The 15,810-nt window shown below is 68.4% G+C and carries 11 protein-coding genes; 6 read left to right on the top strand and 5 right to left on the bottom strand.

The annotated features are described in order from the left end of the window. The first annotated feature begins 12 nt into the window (after positions 1 to 12). The 3 genes from ASE95_RS07810 to ASE95_RS07800 are packed head-to-tail and all read left to right on the top strand — an operon-like array spanning position 13 to position 2,263. Positions 13 to 594, top strand: coding sequence for a hypothetical protein (locus ASE95_RS07810; protein WP_056635928.1), 582 nt, complete (start codon positions 13 to 15; stop codon positions 592 to 594). A gap of 33 nt (positions 595 to 627) precedes the next feature. Further along, positions 628 to 1,098 carry a RidA family protein gene (locus ASE95_RS07805; protein ID WP_056634142.1) on the top strand — a complete coding sequence of 157 codons (471 nt, stop codon included), beginning with the start codon at positions 628 to 630 and terminating at the stop codon, positions 1,096 to 1,098. A 31-nt stretch (positions 1,099 to 1,129) separates the two neighbouring features. After that, positions 1,130 to 2,263 carry a GNAT family N-acetyltransferase gene (locus ASE95_RS07800; protein ID WP_056634140.1) on the top strand — a complete coding sequence of 378 codons (1,134 nt, stop codon included), beginning with the start codon at positions 1,130 to 1,132 and terminating at the stop codon, positions 2,261 to 2,263. A 21-nt stretch (positions 2,264 to 2,284) separates the two neighbouring features. On the opposite strand, the gene ASE95_RS07795 is transcribed toward ASE95_RS07800, so the two are convergent. From ASE95_RS07795 to ASE95_RS07785, 3 genes are read right to left on the bottom strand one after another with little or no spacing between them, the layout of a single operon-like run. Continuing rightward, complete coding sequence (locus tag ASE95_RS07795) at positions 2,285 to 3,988, bottom strand: hypothetical protein (RefSeq protein WP_235528233.1); 1,704 nt, start codon at positions 3,986 to 3,988, stop codon at positions 2,285 to 2,287. Positions 3,989 to 3,998: 10 nt separating this feature from the next. Further along, positions 3,999 to 5,735: a hypothetical protein gene (locus ASE95_RS07790; protein ID WP_056634137.1), complete on the bottom strand. Its 1,737-nt coding sequence runs from the start codon at positions 5,733 to 5,735 to the stop codon at positions 3,999 to 4,001. A 31-nt stretch (positions 5,736 to 5,766) separates the two neighbouring features. Further along, positions 5,767 to 7,284: an NAD(P)/FAD-dependent oxidoreductase gene (locus ASE95_RS07785; protein ID WP_056635925.1), complete on the bottom strand. Its 1,518-nt coding sequence runs from the start codon at positions 7,282 to 7,284 to the stop codon at positions 5,767 to 5,769. Positions 7,285 to 7,395: 111 nt separating this feature from the next. On the opposite strand from ASE95_RS07785, the gene ASE95_RS07780 reads away from it, so the two are divergent. The 3 genes from ASE95_RS07780 (at position 7,396) to chrA (ending at position 12,247) form a co-directional block, all read left to right on the top strand. Continuing rightward, positions 7,396 to 9,789, top strand: coding sequence for a hypothetical protein (locus ASE95_RS07780; RefSeq protein ID WP_056634134.1), 2,394 nt, complete (start codon positions 7,396 to 7,398; stop codon positions 9,787 to 9,789). A gap of 239 nt (positions 9,790 to 10,028) precedes the next feature. Continuing rightward, positions 10,029 to 10,853: a chromate resistance protein ChrB domain-containing protein gene (locus tag ASE95_RS07775; protein WP_056634131.1), complete on the top strand. Its 825-nt coding sequence runs from the start codon at positions 10,029 to 10,031 to the stop codon at positions 10,851 to 10,853. Next, positions 10,850 to 12,247, top strand: a complete 1,398-nt coding sequence (chrA, locus tag ASE95_RS07770; RefSeq protein WP_056634128.1) for a chromate efflux transporter — start codon at positions 10,850 to 10,852, stop codon at positions 12,245 to 12,247. Before ASE95_RS07775 ends, chrA begins: the two co-directional genes overlap by 4 nt. 42 nt (positions 12,248 to 12,289) lie before the next feature. On the opposite strand, the gene ASE95_RS07765 is transcribed toward chrA, so the two are convergent. After that, positions 12,290 to 13,264: a DUF6607 family protein gene (locus tag ASE95_RS07765; protein WP_056634125.1), complete on the bottom strand. Its 975-nt coding sequence runs from the start codon at positions 13,262 to 13,264 to the stop codon at positions 12,290 to 12,292. A gap of 11 nt (positions 13,265 to 13,275) precedes the next feature. After that, positions 13,276 to 15,576: a TonB-dependent hemoglobin/transferrin/lactoferrin family receptor gene (locus ASE95_RS07760; protein ID WP_082450007.1), complete on the bottom strand. Its 2,301-nt coding sequence runs from the start codon at positions 15,574 to 15,576 to the stop codon at positions 13,276 to 13,278. Positions 15,577 to 15,810: the final 234 nt, after the last annotated feature.

Genomic DNA, 15,810 nt, shown 5'->3' with positions numbered 1-15,810 from the left:
GTGCTGCTGCACATGGTCCGTCACTTCGCGACATGGCTGGGCGAGGCGCACGAGGTCGATTTTACGATCGGCTCGTGGGAACTGGCGAAAAGCATGAAGCGCCGCGGCAGCGATCAACCGCTGAGCCGCGAGGAGATGTTCGGCTATCTCGGCGGCTTTTTCCCCGGCGAGATGCACCGCCAGACGCTGGTACCGCACGCCGCCGAAGCACTGGCGGCGCTCGCGACGCGCGCCGATATCGTGATCCTCACGAATCTGGAGGATCATTGCCGCACCCACCGGATCGACCAGCTTGCCGGGCACGGCATCGCGCACCGTGTCGAATGCAATCAGGGGGGCAAGGGCACGCCGGTCGCTCGATTGGTGGCGGAATATGGCGCGCCCGTTACGGTATTCGTCGACGATCTGCCGCACCATCACGAATCGGTCGCGCAGGCGGCACCCGGCGTGTGGCGGCTGCACATGGTGTCGGAACCGCAGCTGTCGCCCGGCGTCCCGCCCTCTCCCCACGCCCATCGCCGGATCGACGACTGGCAGGAAGCGCAGGCGTGGATCACGGCACGCTTCGACGAAGGCGTGCCGGCCAAGGCTTGACCGCGCCCGTCCGCACGCGGCAAGCAGCATGGCATGACCGACCGTATCGATCGCGCTCTTCAGGAGCTGGGCCTCACGCTGCCGCAGGCCGCTGCCCCCGTCGCCGCCTATGTCCCCGTCGTCGAGGCGGGCGGGTTGCTCCACATCTCCGGCCAACTGCCGTTCAGGAATGGCGCGGTGATCACCGGGCGGCTCGGTGACGGCGTGTCGCTGGAGGACGGACAGGACGCGGCACGCGCATGCGCGCTGATGCTGATCGCGCAGATCAAGGCGCATCTCGGTAACCTGCAACGCGTGACCCGCATCGTGAAGCTAGGGGTGTTCGTGAACTCCACTGCCGATTTCACCGACCAGCCGAAGGTCGCCAATGGTGCGTCGGACCTGATGGTCGCGCTGTTCGGCGACGCCGGCAAGCATGCGCGCGCCGCGGTCGGTGTCGCGGCGCTGCCGCTGGGGGCGGCCGTGGAGGTCGATGCGATCGTGGAGGTCGGCCCGGCCCTTTGATGCCGGGCTCAGCGCTCCTATCTCGGCGGCGATGACTTCGCTCACCGCGCGCCTGGTGCCTGGCGTCGCCGCCATCCCTGCCGACCGGTGGGATGCGTGCGCCGGCACCGCCAATCCGTTCGTCGGCCATGCGTTCCTTGCCGCGCTCGAGGCGTCGGGCAGTGTCGGCGGCCGCAGCGGCTGGAAACCCGTGCCGATCGTCATCGACGGCGCGGATGGCGCACCGGTCGCGATCGCGCCTGCCTATGCGAAGGGGCATAGCCAGGGCGAATATGTTTTCGACCACGCATGGGCTGACGCATGGGAGCGCGCGGGTGGCCGTTATTATCCCAAGTTACAGGTCGCCGCGCCGTTCACTCCCGTTCCCGGCCCGCGCCTGCTGCTCCGTGACGCCGATGCCGCGCCGGCACTGATCGCCGCGATCGAGGCGGTCGTCGCGCAACATGAGCTGTCCTCCGCACACGCCACGTTCGTCGCGCCCGATCAACTCGCGTCGTTCGAGGCGGCAGGCTGGCTGATCCGGGAGGGTACGCAGTTTCATTGGCAGAACGACGGCTATGCCACGTTCGACGACTTCCTCGCCGCGCTCGCCAGCCGCAAGCGCAAGGCGATTCGCAAGGAACGCGCCGCGGCGGTAGAGGGGCTGACGATCCGCCACCTGACCGGGGAGCAGATCGGCGCGCGCGAATGGGACTCCTTCTGGCGCTTCTACCAGGACACCGGCAGCCGCAAATGGGGGCAACCGTACCTGACGCGCGCCTTCTTCCCGCTGCTGGGCGAGGCGCTGGGTGAGCGTGTGCTGCTGATCCTGGCCGAGCGGGACGGCGTGCCGATCGCCGGGGCGCTGAACCTGATCGGCGACGACGCGCTCTACGGCCGCTACTGGGGCGCGACCGAGGAGGTGCCGTTCCTCCATTTCGAACTTTGCTATTATCAGGCGATCGACGCCGCGATCGCGCGCGGGCTGGCGCGGGTCGAGGCCGGCGCGCAGGGCGAGCACAAGCTGGCGCGCGGCTATACGCCCGTATCGACCTGGTCGGCGCATTACCTGCCCGACCCGAACTTTCGTCGCGCGGTGGCCGACTTCCTCGAACAGGAACGCGCCGCCGTTGCCGGCGAGCAGGCGTTCCTGGGCGAACTGACCCCGTTCAGGCGCGGCGGCTGACGATCTCCGCCCGACGGCAGCCTAGCGCGCCTGTTCGACCCGCAATCGCTCCAGCCGTTCCTGCTCGCGCTCCTGCCGGTCGCGCATCGCCTCCAGCCGCGCACGGCGGCGCTTGATCCGTTCGACCAGCCAGCGCGGCACGCCCAGTTCCTCGTCGCTCGCCTCCGGCACGACCGCATCGTGGTCGATGCGGAACAGCACCGAATTGCTGGTCGGCGATCGCCAGATCGGCTTCAGCCCGACGGTGAAGCGCGGGTTGTAGGGCGGCGGGCGGATCAGCCATACGTAATCGAACGCGTCGCGCGGGAAGCGCGCCAGCGCGTAATTGGCCGGACGCCACCATTCCGCCGGGCATTTCACCGACGTGACGATCTGCGTCGGATCGTGGGCATAGGCACCCGCGGCGGCATAACGAGCGGTCAGCAGCTGCGCGCCGGCCATCGACCATTGATCGTCGGTATAGGCCAGCCGCCGCACCAGCGCGATGGCCGGCAAATGCTCCAGCCGCGACATCCGCCACGCATTGTGGCAATTATGGCCGACGAAGCTGATCAGCCGCGCGCCGACCGGCACATGCGGCAACGCGGCCAGCTCCTCGTCGTAATCGCGGTCGAACTGCGCGAAGCTGATCGTCGTGCCGCCGAGCCGCGCGACGAAGAACGCCAGCCCCAGCGCGGCCAGCACCGCGGCGTGGCGGAACGTGGTGCCCGGCTTCGGCCGGATCGCGATCACCGCCACCGCGATCATATACGGTGCCAGCCGCATGTCGGCATAGGCCGATCCGAACACGATCCGCGGCAACAGGATGTAGACCGCCAGCATGAACAGCGCCGACAGACCGAGGTGCCGCGAATAGCCGATCCGCGGGTCGCGCAGCGCCTTGAACAACACCAGGTAGATCACCGCCATGCTGCCGACGTCGAACCACAGCCAGCGGTCGCGCAGCGCCATGACGATCCATGCGATCTTGGTGCGCCAGTAGAAGAAGTCCGCGGTCTGCCCGGTGACGTCGGCACCCGATCGCCACGCCACCATCAACAACATCGGCAACGCCAGCGGCACGCAGCCCAGCCCGGCCCGGATCACGCTTTCCAGCCAGTGGCCGCTGCCCGCTTCCTTGCGCCGGTCGTGCTGCCGGATCAGCTCGCTGGAGAAAGCCAGCACGCCCAGCACGCCCCATCCGAACGTATGCACCACCCACAGGACACACGACAGCGGCACGAACAGGCCCGCACGCAGGCCCAGCCGTCCAAGGCGCGCCAGCCGCAGCCACAGGGCGAACAGGCACAGCGCCAGCGCCATCGAGAGCGCGAAGTTCACGAACCCGAACTGGACCGGATAGCCATAGGCGAGCGGCAGCGCGAACAGCGCGGTGGCGGGGATGCGCCCGTGCACCTCGCGCGCGATCCACAACAACCCGCCGACAGTCAGCATCGGGATGGCGATGACGATCAGCTTGACCGCCGCCTCCAGCCCGATCAGCGGCGACAGCGGCTCGACCAGAAGGTCGACGCCCAGATTGCCGATCAGCGCCCATTTGAACGAATACCATTCCGCCAGCCACGGGTGCGCGCCGCGATCCAGCTGCACGCGGTAACGGCCCATATGGCCGGGCAGATCGACGATCGGTGGAATCTCGGGCCACAGCAGCGGGATCGCCGCCGCCAGCATCGCCGCGACCACGAACCACCGCGTTTGCCACCAGTGAAGCCGATCGTGCTGCATCGACTGCGCCTTACGGGGCGGACCGTACCTCCGGCAAGGGGTGGATCACGCGCCACGCCAGCACCGGCCCGCGCACGGGCAGCGGACGCAGCCAGTCGATCCGCTCGCCGCGCTCTAGCCGCGCCCACAATCCGCCGGGTGCGATCGTACGGTACGTGCTCATCTCTGGCATTCCCGGACATACCGCCAGATAGTCCGCACCGCTTGCCAGGATCACGCCGCGCGCCTGGTCCGGCGCGGCGATGAACCCGGTGAGGACGCGCCCGATCGCTGTCGCCCCGCGATGGTAGCCGCCTGCGATCGCCCGGTGCGGCGTATCGACCAGCAACGCCGGCGTCACGTCGATCGGCGCAAAGACGATGCCCGGGCGCAGGACGCCCAGCGCGCGCATGTCGAGCGCGGTGGCGCAGGACGGTCGACGATTCTGCTCCGCGCGAACGCTTTTCGCCGGCGTAAGGGCAAGCACGACCGCTCCTGCCAGCGTACCCGGCGCGGCGAGCAGCAGCACCATTATCGTCGCGCCGACCCGCGGCGCGGTCCGGACGACGCGCCGCGCCCGCGTCAGCAACGCCGTCAACCACACCGCTGCCGCCGGCGCGGCCAGCGCGTTGGCTGTCGCGCCGGCGCGGGTGACGAGGATCGCGATCGCCAGGCCGGTGGTCACCAGCACGAGCAACATCGCCCAGCGTTCCCGCGCCGCGCCACGCGCGCTGCGCCAGCCGAGCACTCCGCCGAAAATACCGGCCAGCGGTAACGCGATCAGCGAACTGGCGGCCGCCAGCTCCTGCTCCCACCACGGCCGTCCTTCGGGGACGGAGAGATACCAGATGCGATAGACCAGTGGCGGCAAGCTGCCGAACGGCCCCGCGATACAATCCGGTGCGATCGACACGAGAGTCGCCGCCGCCGCCGCGCCGGCGACGCCCAGCGCCACCAAGCGCGCACCGGCGCCATGGCGCTCGACCCCGGCCGCCAGCGCCAAGACGATCGCTGCCGCCACCAGCGCGCCCAGCCACGCCGGGGCCATCGCGTCGCAAGCCGCCAGCCAGAACCCCGGACCGCGCGTCGCCGCGTGAAGCGCCAGCGCCACTCCCGCAAGCGTCGACAGTAGCGCGCGCAGCTGCACGCCGCGCGCGGGACGGACCACCCAGCCGAGTCCCGCCACCGCACCGATCGCGGCCGCGATCGGCAATCCCTCCAGCGAGATCGTCAGCAACAGCGCCAGCGCCGCACCGCTTGCCGCACCGCTCCGCCCGGTGGGCGACGCGAGCAGCGCGCGCACCGCGGCCAGTGCCATCACCGTCTGCCAGCCATGATGATCGATCCGCATCGGCGCGAACTGGAAGGTCACCGGGATCGCCAGCCCGATCATCAGCAACGTCGGCAGGACCAGCGCGTCGCCCCCCATCCGCCGCGCGATGGACGCGGCCAAGGCCATCACCGTCAGCAACGTCAGCAGCGGCACGACGACCAGCGCGACATGCTCTGCCATCGTCGCCGCCAGCATCGGTTGCAGCAACAGCATCGTCGCCGCCAACGGCAGGTCCACCAGCCGCGACCAGTGCATCGGAAAGTCGCCGCGGTTCAGCCGGTGCTGCGCGACGTCGAACCACCCCTGCCCGGCCAGCCAGTCGCGCACCTCCAGCAACCGCATCGCATCGTCGGCGTCGGCGAAACGCCGCGTGACGATCGCATCCCAGCCGGCGGCGAGCAGGACGAGCGCGGCGAGCGCCCAACCGCCGAGCACGACGGCGGCATGACGCCGATCGTGGGTCAGCTTACGCGGCCTTCAGCGCGCTCGGCACCTGGCGAACGCTGCCCAGCGCCGCGGCCCGATCGCCCTCGTTGCCGCTTTCGTGATATTCGGCATCCTCGTTGACCGCCCAGATATCGTACACGCGGCCGCCGGCCTCGATGTTGCGCACCGTCAGCATCGCGGTCATCATCGCATGATCCTGATTGTTGTAGCGGTGCATGCCGTTGCGGCCGACGCAGTGCAGCGTCGCGTAGCGCCCCTCGATTTCGCGGCGCAGCATGTCGACGTTCTGCGCATAATCCTCGTCATAGACCGGATAGGCCTTTTCCTGCCGCACGACGACGCCGCCGGTCACCTGCGCGGGATCGCACAGCCCCAGCGTCGCCATCTCGGCGGTGGCCAGCGCCACCAGCTGCGCGTCGCTCGACGTCCACAGTCCGTCCCCCTCGAAGCAGAAATATTCGAGACCGACGCAGGCGATCGCCGGATCGGGCACCATCTCCGGCGACCACGACCGGAAGTTCTGGATGCGGCCGACCTTCACCTTGGGATCGTGGATGTAGATCCAATTGTCCGGGAACAGGTCCGGCGAACGGATCATCAGCGCCACGGTCAGGAAATCGCGATATTTCAGGTTCGACGCCTCGGGTAGCGACGCGGGCAGCGGATGGATGCGGCTTGCCAGCTCGCGCATCGGTGCGGAGGAGATGACATGGCCGGCGTTCAGGGCGACCAGCCCGTCGGAGCCGTTCGCGGTCACCGTCCAGCGTCCGGTCGCGTCGCTCAGCCGCAACTGGTGCAGCGCGTGGCCCATCATCACCTGCCCGCCGCGTTCGACGATCCGGTCGCGCGCCGCTTCCCACATCATCCCCGGCCCGAGCCGCGGATAGCGAAAGTTCTCCAGCAGCGTCTTGGCCTGTCCCATCCCGTCATTGGGTCGGCGATTCAGCCCCATCGAACGCTTCAGCCCGTCGACCACCGCGCCCCACAGCGACAGCCCCTTGATGCGCTGCGCCGCCCAGTCCGCGCTCATCCGGTCGCACGGCATGCCCCACACCTTCTCGGTATAGGTCTTGAAGAAGATCGAATACAGCTTCCGGCCAAAGGCGTTGACGGTCCAGTCCTCGAAGCTCTTCACGTCGCGCTTCGGCATCAACCGGGCCTTGGCGAAGCTCGCCATGCACAGCGTCGACCGGACGATGCCCAGATTGCCCAGCGCCTCGAACGCGCGCAACGGATAGCTGTAGAACTTGCCCTCGTAGTAGATGCGGCTCATCCGCGGGCGCTCGATGAAGTCGTCGGGCAGGATCTCGTTCCACAGGTCGACGACCTCCTTCGACCGCGAGAAGAACCGGTGCCCGCCGATGTCGAAACGGAAGCCCTCATGCTCGACGGTGCGGCTGATCCCGCCGACGTAGCGCGTGTCGCGCTCCAGGATCGCGACCGAATAACCGGCCTTGGTCAGCAGGTAACCTGCGGTCAGCCCCGCCGGGCCTGCGCCGATGATCGCCACGTCGACCGTGGTGTCTGACTTCGCCATCGCGCCCATCCCGCTCCATTGAATGGACGCGTAGTGAAGGAAAGTGGTTTAGCCCGGGTTAACGCCGCGGGCGGTGGCATCGGGCAGCACTCCTGTTCTATACCCGCGCGGATGCGTGCCCTTCTCCACCGTATGCTGGCCGTTTGCGCCCTGTTGTCGATCGTACTGCCCGGCGTGGCGGCGGCGCAGGGCACCACCTTCGATCTCGCCGGCCCGGTGCTGACGATGCGCGTCACCCGCGGCGCGGTGACGCTGCCCGCCGGCGAGGTGCCGTCGATCCGCCCCGGCGACCGGCTGGAGGTGAAGGCCGATCTGCCCGCGGACCAGTCCGCACGTTATCTGTTGATCGTCGCCTTCCTGCGCGGCGCGACCAACCCGCCGCCCAAGGACTGGTTCTTCAAGGCCGAAACCTGGGACAAGAAGCCGAAGAAGGCGACGCTGGCGATCACGGTACCGGAGGGCGCGGAGCAGGCGATCGCCTTCATGGCACCCGAAACCGGCGGCGGCTACAATGCGCTGGTCAAGGCGGTGCGCGGCCGTCCCGGCGTGTTCGTCCGCGCCGCGCAGGATCTGTTCCAGGCCTCGCTCGACCGTGCGCGGCTCGAAACTTTCGTCGGCGGGGTCGCGAGGATCGAGGAATCCGCGCCCGAGCGGCTCGTGCCGGTTTCCACCGCGCTCGCCTCCACGCTGGCGATCAAGCTCGACGCCGCCTGCCTGTCGCGGGCGCGCTCGCTCCAGGCGTCGTGCCTGACGCAAAATCGCGACGGCATGGTGCTTCAGACCGGCGGCGGCACCACGCTTGCCGAAGTTCTCGGCGGCACCACCACGCAATTCGCATACAGCCTGGCCGCCACCAAGGAGGGCGGCGGCGGCCTGTACAGCCCGTATATCTCGCTCGCGCGCGATTTCGCGCGGCTGTTCGGCGTGTTCCGCAGCGCCAGCTATCAATATGCCCCCGCGCTGGCGGTGGGATCGGGCAACCGGTTGCGGCTTCAGCTGAACAACCCGCCGTCGTTCCAGAATCCGCAGACGGTGCTGGTCGCCCCGCTGCCGCCGATCGGCAACGGCGCGCTGCCGCCGCTGCGCGCGGCGATGAAGGACGCTGTCTGCCTGGCGCAGCCGGGCCTGACATTACGGCTGGACGACGCGCCACTGCTGTTCGCCACGGGTTTCGCGCGCGAACTGCGTCTCCGGCTCGGCCTGCAGGACGGACGTAGCGTGGAGTTGCCGGTCGTCGCCGATGCGGAGCGCGGCGGGCTGGTCGTCTCCGCCGACGCACGGAAACTGGCGCAAAGCGCGATCGGCGAGGCGGTGCTGACCGGGCGCTGGGGTTTCGACACCTTCACCGGCCCGCGCTTTCCGGTGCAGAACGGCGCGCCGTCCGCCTGGGCCGCGAAGCCCGATGATGCGGTGGTGGTCGGTCGCGACGCGCCGCTGACGCTACAGGGCGGCGCGGCGAGTTGCGTCGAACAAGTGGCGCTGCGTGATCGCAGCGGCACCGCAAAGCCGGTCGAGTGGAAGGCGAGCGCTCCGGACGAGATCACCGCCACGCTGCCGCTCGCCCGGGTCAAACCCGGCGACCTGACGTTGCTGGTCGCGCAATATGGCGGTGCCGCACCTGCGCAGCTGACGCTGAAGGGCCAGACCGAGGCGAGCCGTCTGGAAGGCTTCACGCTCTACACCGGCGACAAGGAAGGGCGGCTGGTCGGCGCACGGCTCGATCAGGTCGCGAAACTGGAAGTGGCGGGGCTGACCTTCGCTGCCGCCGGGCTGACACGCGACATGGGCGGCGGCGATCGGCTCGCGCTGACCACCGTCGGCAATACCGAGACGCTGACGCTCGGGACGTCGGATGCGAAGGTGACGCTGAAGGACGGCCGCACCACGACGGTCCGCGCGACGATCACCCCGCCGCGCCCGCGCGTCGAGCTGGTCAGCCGCAACGTCGAGATGGCGTGGCGCGACGGTCGCCTGCCGCTGACCCTCCCGGACCACGCGCTCGCGCCCGAGGCACGGCTCACCTTCTCCGCGCGGGTCATCAACACCCGCCTGACCCCGACCGACGCGATCGAGGTCGCGACCGCCGATGACACCGCCGCCGCGAAGCTGACACTGGCATCGGGCAAGGTGCAGGCGGTCGGCGGCGACGTGGTGGTGGCCAGCTTCGTGCCGAAGGAGACGCTTGGCGCGGCGGCGCTCGGCGCGCTGAAGATGCGGCTGGTGCAGGGCGACATGACCGGCGAATGGCAACCGCTGGCGCGCGTCGTCCGCCTGCCCGAACTGGAGCGCCTCACCTGCAACGCCGAGGCGTGCGAGCTGCGCGGCGAGGCATTGTTCGTGATCGCCGCCACATCCGCCACCCCCGACTTCGCCGCGGCGCAGCCGGTGCCGGTCGGCTTCGTCGGCAACGCGCTGGCCGTGCCGAAGCCGGTCGGCGACACGCTGTATCTCAAGCTGCACGACGCGCCGGACGATGTGGTGAAGGTGGGGGTGGCCGGGAAGTAACGCCGTGGCGCATCGCGCAGGCGGCATCCACCCGGTCTGCGCGAGCCGGAAGTATATCGCGCGGGCTGAGACGGCGCTGCGCTCCGTCACCTTTCGATCGGAACGGGGTCGAGCGCCCGCCTCCTCTACCCGATTGACAAGCCGTTTCCGCCGTGGCTGATTGAGTGGATGGGGAATGCGATCTCCCCACGAGGCGCCAGCCGAAGAATCGCGTCCAGCCCAAGTGACAAGGACGCGCCATGCCCGCTCACAACGCCATCGCCCCGGATACGCTCGCGCGCCTGATCGCGCTTCCCGGATCTCCGCGCATCGTCGATCTGCGGGCTGCGCCGGCCCGGGCTATTCCGGGTTCGTGGTACCCCGCTGGCGACGAACCGGCCGCATGGAGGCGCGCGGGCGGTACGTCTCTCGTCTTCGTCGATGACGATGGCCGGGACACGGCGGTGTCGGCAGCCGCCATCTCGCGGAGCGACGGTATGCCGGCCGAGGTGCTGGAAGGTGGGTTCGCGGCCTGGGCCGCCGCCGGATTGCCGACCGTTTCGCTGGCTCCCCTGCCGACGCGGCACGACGACGGAAGAACCTGGTGGGTGACGCGCGCGCGTCCGAAGGTCGATCGGATCGCCTGCCCATGGCTGATCCGGCGCTTCATCGATCCAGCGGCACGGTTCCTTTTCGTCGCGCCCGGCGACGTGCTTGCCGTCGCCGCGCAGCAGCGGGCCGAGCCCTTCGATCTGGCCGACGATCGCGTCTTCTGGGGCCATCGCGACGATCTTTGCACCTTCGACCTGATGGTCGAGGCGTTCGGGCTGGGCGCGCATGGGCCACTGGTGCGGCTCGCCACGATCGTACGCGGCGCCGATACCGACCGGCTGGATCTGGCGCCGGAGGCCGCCGGCCTGCTGGCCATCTCACTCGGCCTGTCGCGCGTCCATGGTGACGATCATATCCAGCTCGAAGCAGGGATGGCCGTGTATGACGCCCTGTACCGGTGGTGCCGCGATGCGACGGGTGAGCGGCACGATTGGTCCTCGCACCAACCCGCGCGCAACAAGGCGCCGGCATGACGACGAACACCATGGACGTCGGTGCGCGGGATCGGCCGCGGCCGGTCACGCTTGGTCAGGCTTTCTGGGTGTGGCTGCGCATCGCGCTGCTGTCGTTCGGCGGGCCGGCCGGTCAGATAGCGGTCATGCACCGCATTTTGGTCGACGAGAAAAGGTGGATCGGCGAACAGCGTTTCCTCCACGCACTCAATTATTGCATGTTGCTCCCGGGGCCGGAGGCGCAGCAACTCGCCACCTACATCGGCTGGCTGATGCATCGGACGAAGGGCGGCGTCGTCGCAGGGGTGCTGTTCATCCTGCCCGGGGCCGCGGCGATCATGGCGCTCAACTGGGTGTATGTCCTGTACGGACGTCTCGGCATCGTCTCGGCGTTGTTCTTCGGCCTCAAGGCGGCGGTGCTGGCCGTGGTGCTGCAAGCAGTGACGAGGATCGGCGCGCGGGCCCTCAGGACCACGGCGACGCGGCTATTGGCGCTTGCGTCGTTCGTGCTGATCTTCTTCTTCAATGCGCCATTCCCCCTGATCGTGCTGGGTGCCGGCGCGGTCGGCTGGTGGTCGGGCCGGCAGGGCCATGCGGCATTCCGCAGCGGCGGGCACGGTTCTTCGAAGCAGTCCGGCGTGGCCGATGCCGACACGCTGCTTGGCGAGGAACTGCCCGCGCACGCACGGCCCGCCCGGCGTGAAACGATACTCACCGCACTGATCTGGCTGGCCTTGTGGCTGATCCCGGTTGCTGCCCTGCTGATCGCTCTTGGCCCCGATCACGTGTTCAGCCGTATCGCCACCTTCTTCTCGACGATGGCGATGGTGACCTTCGGAGGTGCCTATGCCGTACTCGCCTATGTCGCGCAGCAAGCGGTCGAGCAGAATGGGTGGCTGAGCCCGTCCGAGATGCTCGACGGACTGGGTATGGCCGAGACGACGCCGGGTCCGTTGATCATGGTGCTCCAGTTCGTCGGCTTTCTCGGTGCCTATCGCGATCCCGGCGCACTATCCCCGCTGCTGGCAGGCACGCTGGGCGGGCTGCTGGCGACGTGGGTTACGTTCGTGCCGTGCTTCCTGTGGATATTTCTTGGCGCGCCCTTCATCGAGCGCTTGCGGGGAAACGTCGCCGTCGTTGGCGCACTTTCGGCCATCACCGCGGCCGTCGTCGGCGTGGTACTCAATCTGGCGGTCTGGTTCGCGCTCCACACGCTGTTCCGTGAGGCGGCGACGCTTGCCGTCGGGCCGATCCACTTCGACGCTCCCGTGATCGGCAGCATCGATCCGTGGGCGACGTTGCTTGCAGGATTGGCGGGGGTCGCCGTGTTCCGGCTGCGCGCCAACGTCATCCTCACGCTGGTCGGCACATCGGCCGCTGGCCTGGCCCTGCATCTCCTCGGCCTTCTCGGCTGACCTGCTGGATCGCCTGTGGAGGGCGAAGCGGACTACCTGATTTCAGGGCTGCGCGTCCTGCCGGATCAGGCGGGTCGCTTCTGCACGCGCGGCGGCCGATGTCGCCTCTCCGGAGATGATGTCGTCCGCCAGCAGCATCAGCTCATGCGCGGTCGACGAACCGACATCGGCGACTTCACCCAGCGTGATCCGCGACTGGCGGCGGAGTAGCGCGTCCCAATCGGCGCGGACCGACGCCCAATATTCCCTCGTCCTGTCCCAGTAATCGTTTGCGGCCTTGATCGGGAAGTCGGTGGCCGTGACGTAGGTGTTGACGACATATTCGTGGACGAAGGTCACCGACTGGCCGTCCTTCGTGCCGATCTTGGCATTGTCCTGCTCATGCACCCAGCCGGCCGGCGTCAACACGTGGCGGTTGGTTCCCAGATAATGGTCGTATGCGGGATGGCGCGTCGCGTCGCGTCGCGCGAGCGGCCGGCGTGTCTCGTTGCCGGTCCAGCGCGTCGCGCCATCATCGTAACGCCAGCGGCCGATGGCGCCATAGCGGGGCGAATCGTCGGTCTGCCACACCGTCTGCGACCACGCACCGCGCCGCTCCGCTTCGGGAACCGGGCGCAAGACCCAGCGGCCCGGGCCGACATAGACCAGCATTCTGGCAGGTTGCCATGTCCAGTCCTGCCGCCAGTGCTTGACGACCATCGTCTTGCCGTTGCCGTCGCCCACGACCAGCAGGTGCTGAAGAACGACATGATCCGGTGTATCGACGACGGCGCGCACCACTTCGTGTCCGCCGCTCAGCTTTGCGGGATAGGGCGTGTAGCCGGCGACCAGCGGCGTCGTCTCGCGCATGTCGAACGTCACCTTGAAGGTGCCGGCCATCTTCATGATCGCGGCATGGTCGCGCGCGCGATCGCCATATTGCGCCGCATCGGCGATGTCCCGAGCGGTCCTGGCGCGGGCCGGAGACGCAACGAGGACGGCGAGTCCGGCAGCGGCGAGAAGCAGGAGACGGTTCATCGGATCGTACCTCAGAAAACGAGCGAGAAGGACGCGCCGGCGTTGCGGCCCGGCTGCGAAAAGGCGTCACGGATGGTCGAGGAGGAGGTCAGGCCCCGCACGTCGCTCCACCAGAAATAGCGCTTGTCGGTAATGTTGAAGATGCCGGCGCGGATCGTGCCCGCGTCGCCGAGCCGGAGCGAGGCGGTGGCATCGAACACCCAGAAACCGTCGGGCGTGAAGCAGGACGTCGCTGGCACCGCTGGCCGCGTCGACGTCGCCGGCTGCGCGGGCGTGTTGCAGCTGTTGTTGGTATCGGACAGGTTCTTTCCGGCGGCGTGCGTCGCCACGACCTCGGCACGGAACGGCGCGTCGTCGGGCTGGTAGAAGAAGCCGGCGACGACCTTCACCGGCTCGACGCTGTCCAGCGGCGCGCTGCCCGCGACCCCTGCGGTGCGCATCCGGCCCCTGGCATGGGAAGCGGCCGCACGCAGCCCCAGCCCGGACGACAGGCGCGCTTCGCCCCGCGCCTCCAGCCCCTCGATCTTCACCCGCCCGCGATTGATGAATTGATAGACGGCGGGATCGGTGGGCGTGAACGCGCCGGAAACTTGCACTTGATCGATGAAGTCGCGGAAGCGACTGCTGAACGCGGTGCCGCTCAGCAACCACCGCGTTCCGGACAGGCGAACGCCGCCCTCGATGCTGCGGCTCGTCTCCGGCTTCAGATCGGGGTTGGGGATCGAGCGGTAATTGGCGACGATGTTGGCGAAACCGTTGTTGATCTGGTTCGGCTCCGGGGGTTTGAAACCCTCGCCGTAATTGGCGAACAGCCGCACGCCGCCGGTCAGCTTCGCCACCGCGCCGATACGCGGCGTGACCTTCGACCCACGCTGCGCGCGCGGGGTAAAGGTGGTGAAAAGCGGGTCGTTCTTCGGATCGAGCCTGTAGTGATCGTAACGGATCGCGGGAAACAGCGTCAGCAGCCCGTCGGCCACGGCGATCTCGTCCTGCGCGAAGACGCCGACCAATTGGTAATCAGTGGTCGGGAAAGCGCGCGTCGGATAGCTCTCGCCCGCAGGCGGCAGCGTGCCGTCGCGCACCCCGGTCTGACGAGTCCGGGAATAATCCGCGCCATAGGCGAACAGGTGGCGCACCGGACCGGTCGTGGCCCGGCTCTCCAGTTGCAGCATGCCGCCATGGACTTCATTGTCGAAGCGATTGATGCGGATCCGGTCGGTGCCGCGACGATCCTCCCACCCGACCTGCACGGTGCCGCTCTTCTGATAATAGGCCGCTGCGCGGATGCCGCTGACGATTCCGTTGCCGGTGTGACGGTAGTCGATCGTGCCGCGGTTCCGCACGGTGGTGTCGCGCGCGTCCAGCCCCAGTACCGAGGTTGCGGTGGGCGACGCGGACGCGGTGATCGCGCTCAGCACATCGGTGTCCACAACCGAAGCGAACCGCTCGTAGGTCAACCTTATCCGGTTTCGGTCGTCGGGCATCCAGACGAGGCGGCCGAGCAGCGCGTTCGAGGCGACATCCTGCGGATTGGCCGTGGTGCGACGGGTGTTCGCGCTGTCGTTGCGACCCTTGTTCTTCAGTTCGTGCCCGTCGCGGCGGGTGTAGGCCACCATCGCCTGCAGCTCGCCGGTCCGCCCTGCCACCACGAAGCTTTTGGTCCAGCTGGTGTCGGATGAATCGTAGCCGAGGCGCGCGCCCCCACCCACCAGCCGACCATCGCGCAAAAAATCCTGCGGATCCTTGGTGATGAAGCTGACCGCACCCGCCACGCCGTCGCTTCCGTACAAGGCGGACGCCGGGCCACGCAGTATCTCGACCGATCGCAACAGGTCGAGATCGACGTAATCGCCGCGCCCCACCGATTGCGCGCCGAAGCTGAAGGCATCCGGCACGCGCACACCATCGACGGTGATGAGCACCCGATTGCCCTCCAGCCCGCGGATGTTGAAGCCGCTGTCGCGATCGCGTCCGGTCGACGATCCGGCTGCGGTGAATCGCGCCGGCGCACGGCGCACTGCGACGCCGGGTTCGTAGCGGACCAGATCCTTGACGTCGTTGATCAGGCGATCTTGGATCGTCGCAGCGTCGATGACCGAGACGGTCTGCGGGACGTCCTCCACGAACTTGTCGCTGCGCGTCGCGGTGACGGTGACCACCTGGCCGACCTGCGCGTCCGCTTCCCTCTCCGCGGCATCTTCGGCGACGACACCGCTCGGTCCGGCGATCGTTCGGGCTGCGACTGGCGTCACCACCCCGCCCAGGATCAAGGCTGCGGCGCCGACGCCGCGCAGGAGGCATGCTGATGTCATTGACGACTTCCCCTTACTCAGCAGTCCTGTTAATGCGAGTCACTATCGTTCGCAAGTCATGTCGAGGGCAGGTGATGATCGCAGTCAGGATAATCGATCGCGACTTACCGCTGGCGCTTCTTGCGGCATCGGGGGCGGGGAGCGTTCACCGGCTGTCGTCGGGCCGGCGGGCCGGCCGTATCGCCAAGAGGTGCCGGAGCGACCGGGGATGGATCATGGGTCGCGACCGGGTAG

Origin of the sequence: Sphingomonas sp. Leaf231 (genome assembly GCF_001421995.1) — a bacterium.
GTDB lineage: Bacteria > Pseudomonadota > Alphaproteobacteria > Sphingomonadales > Sphingomonadaceae > Sphingomonas.
This window is presented reverse-complemented; position numbering and strand designations above follow the sequence as displayed.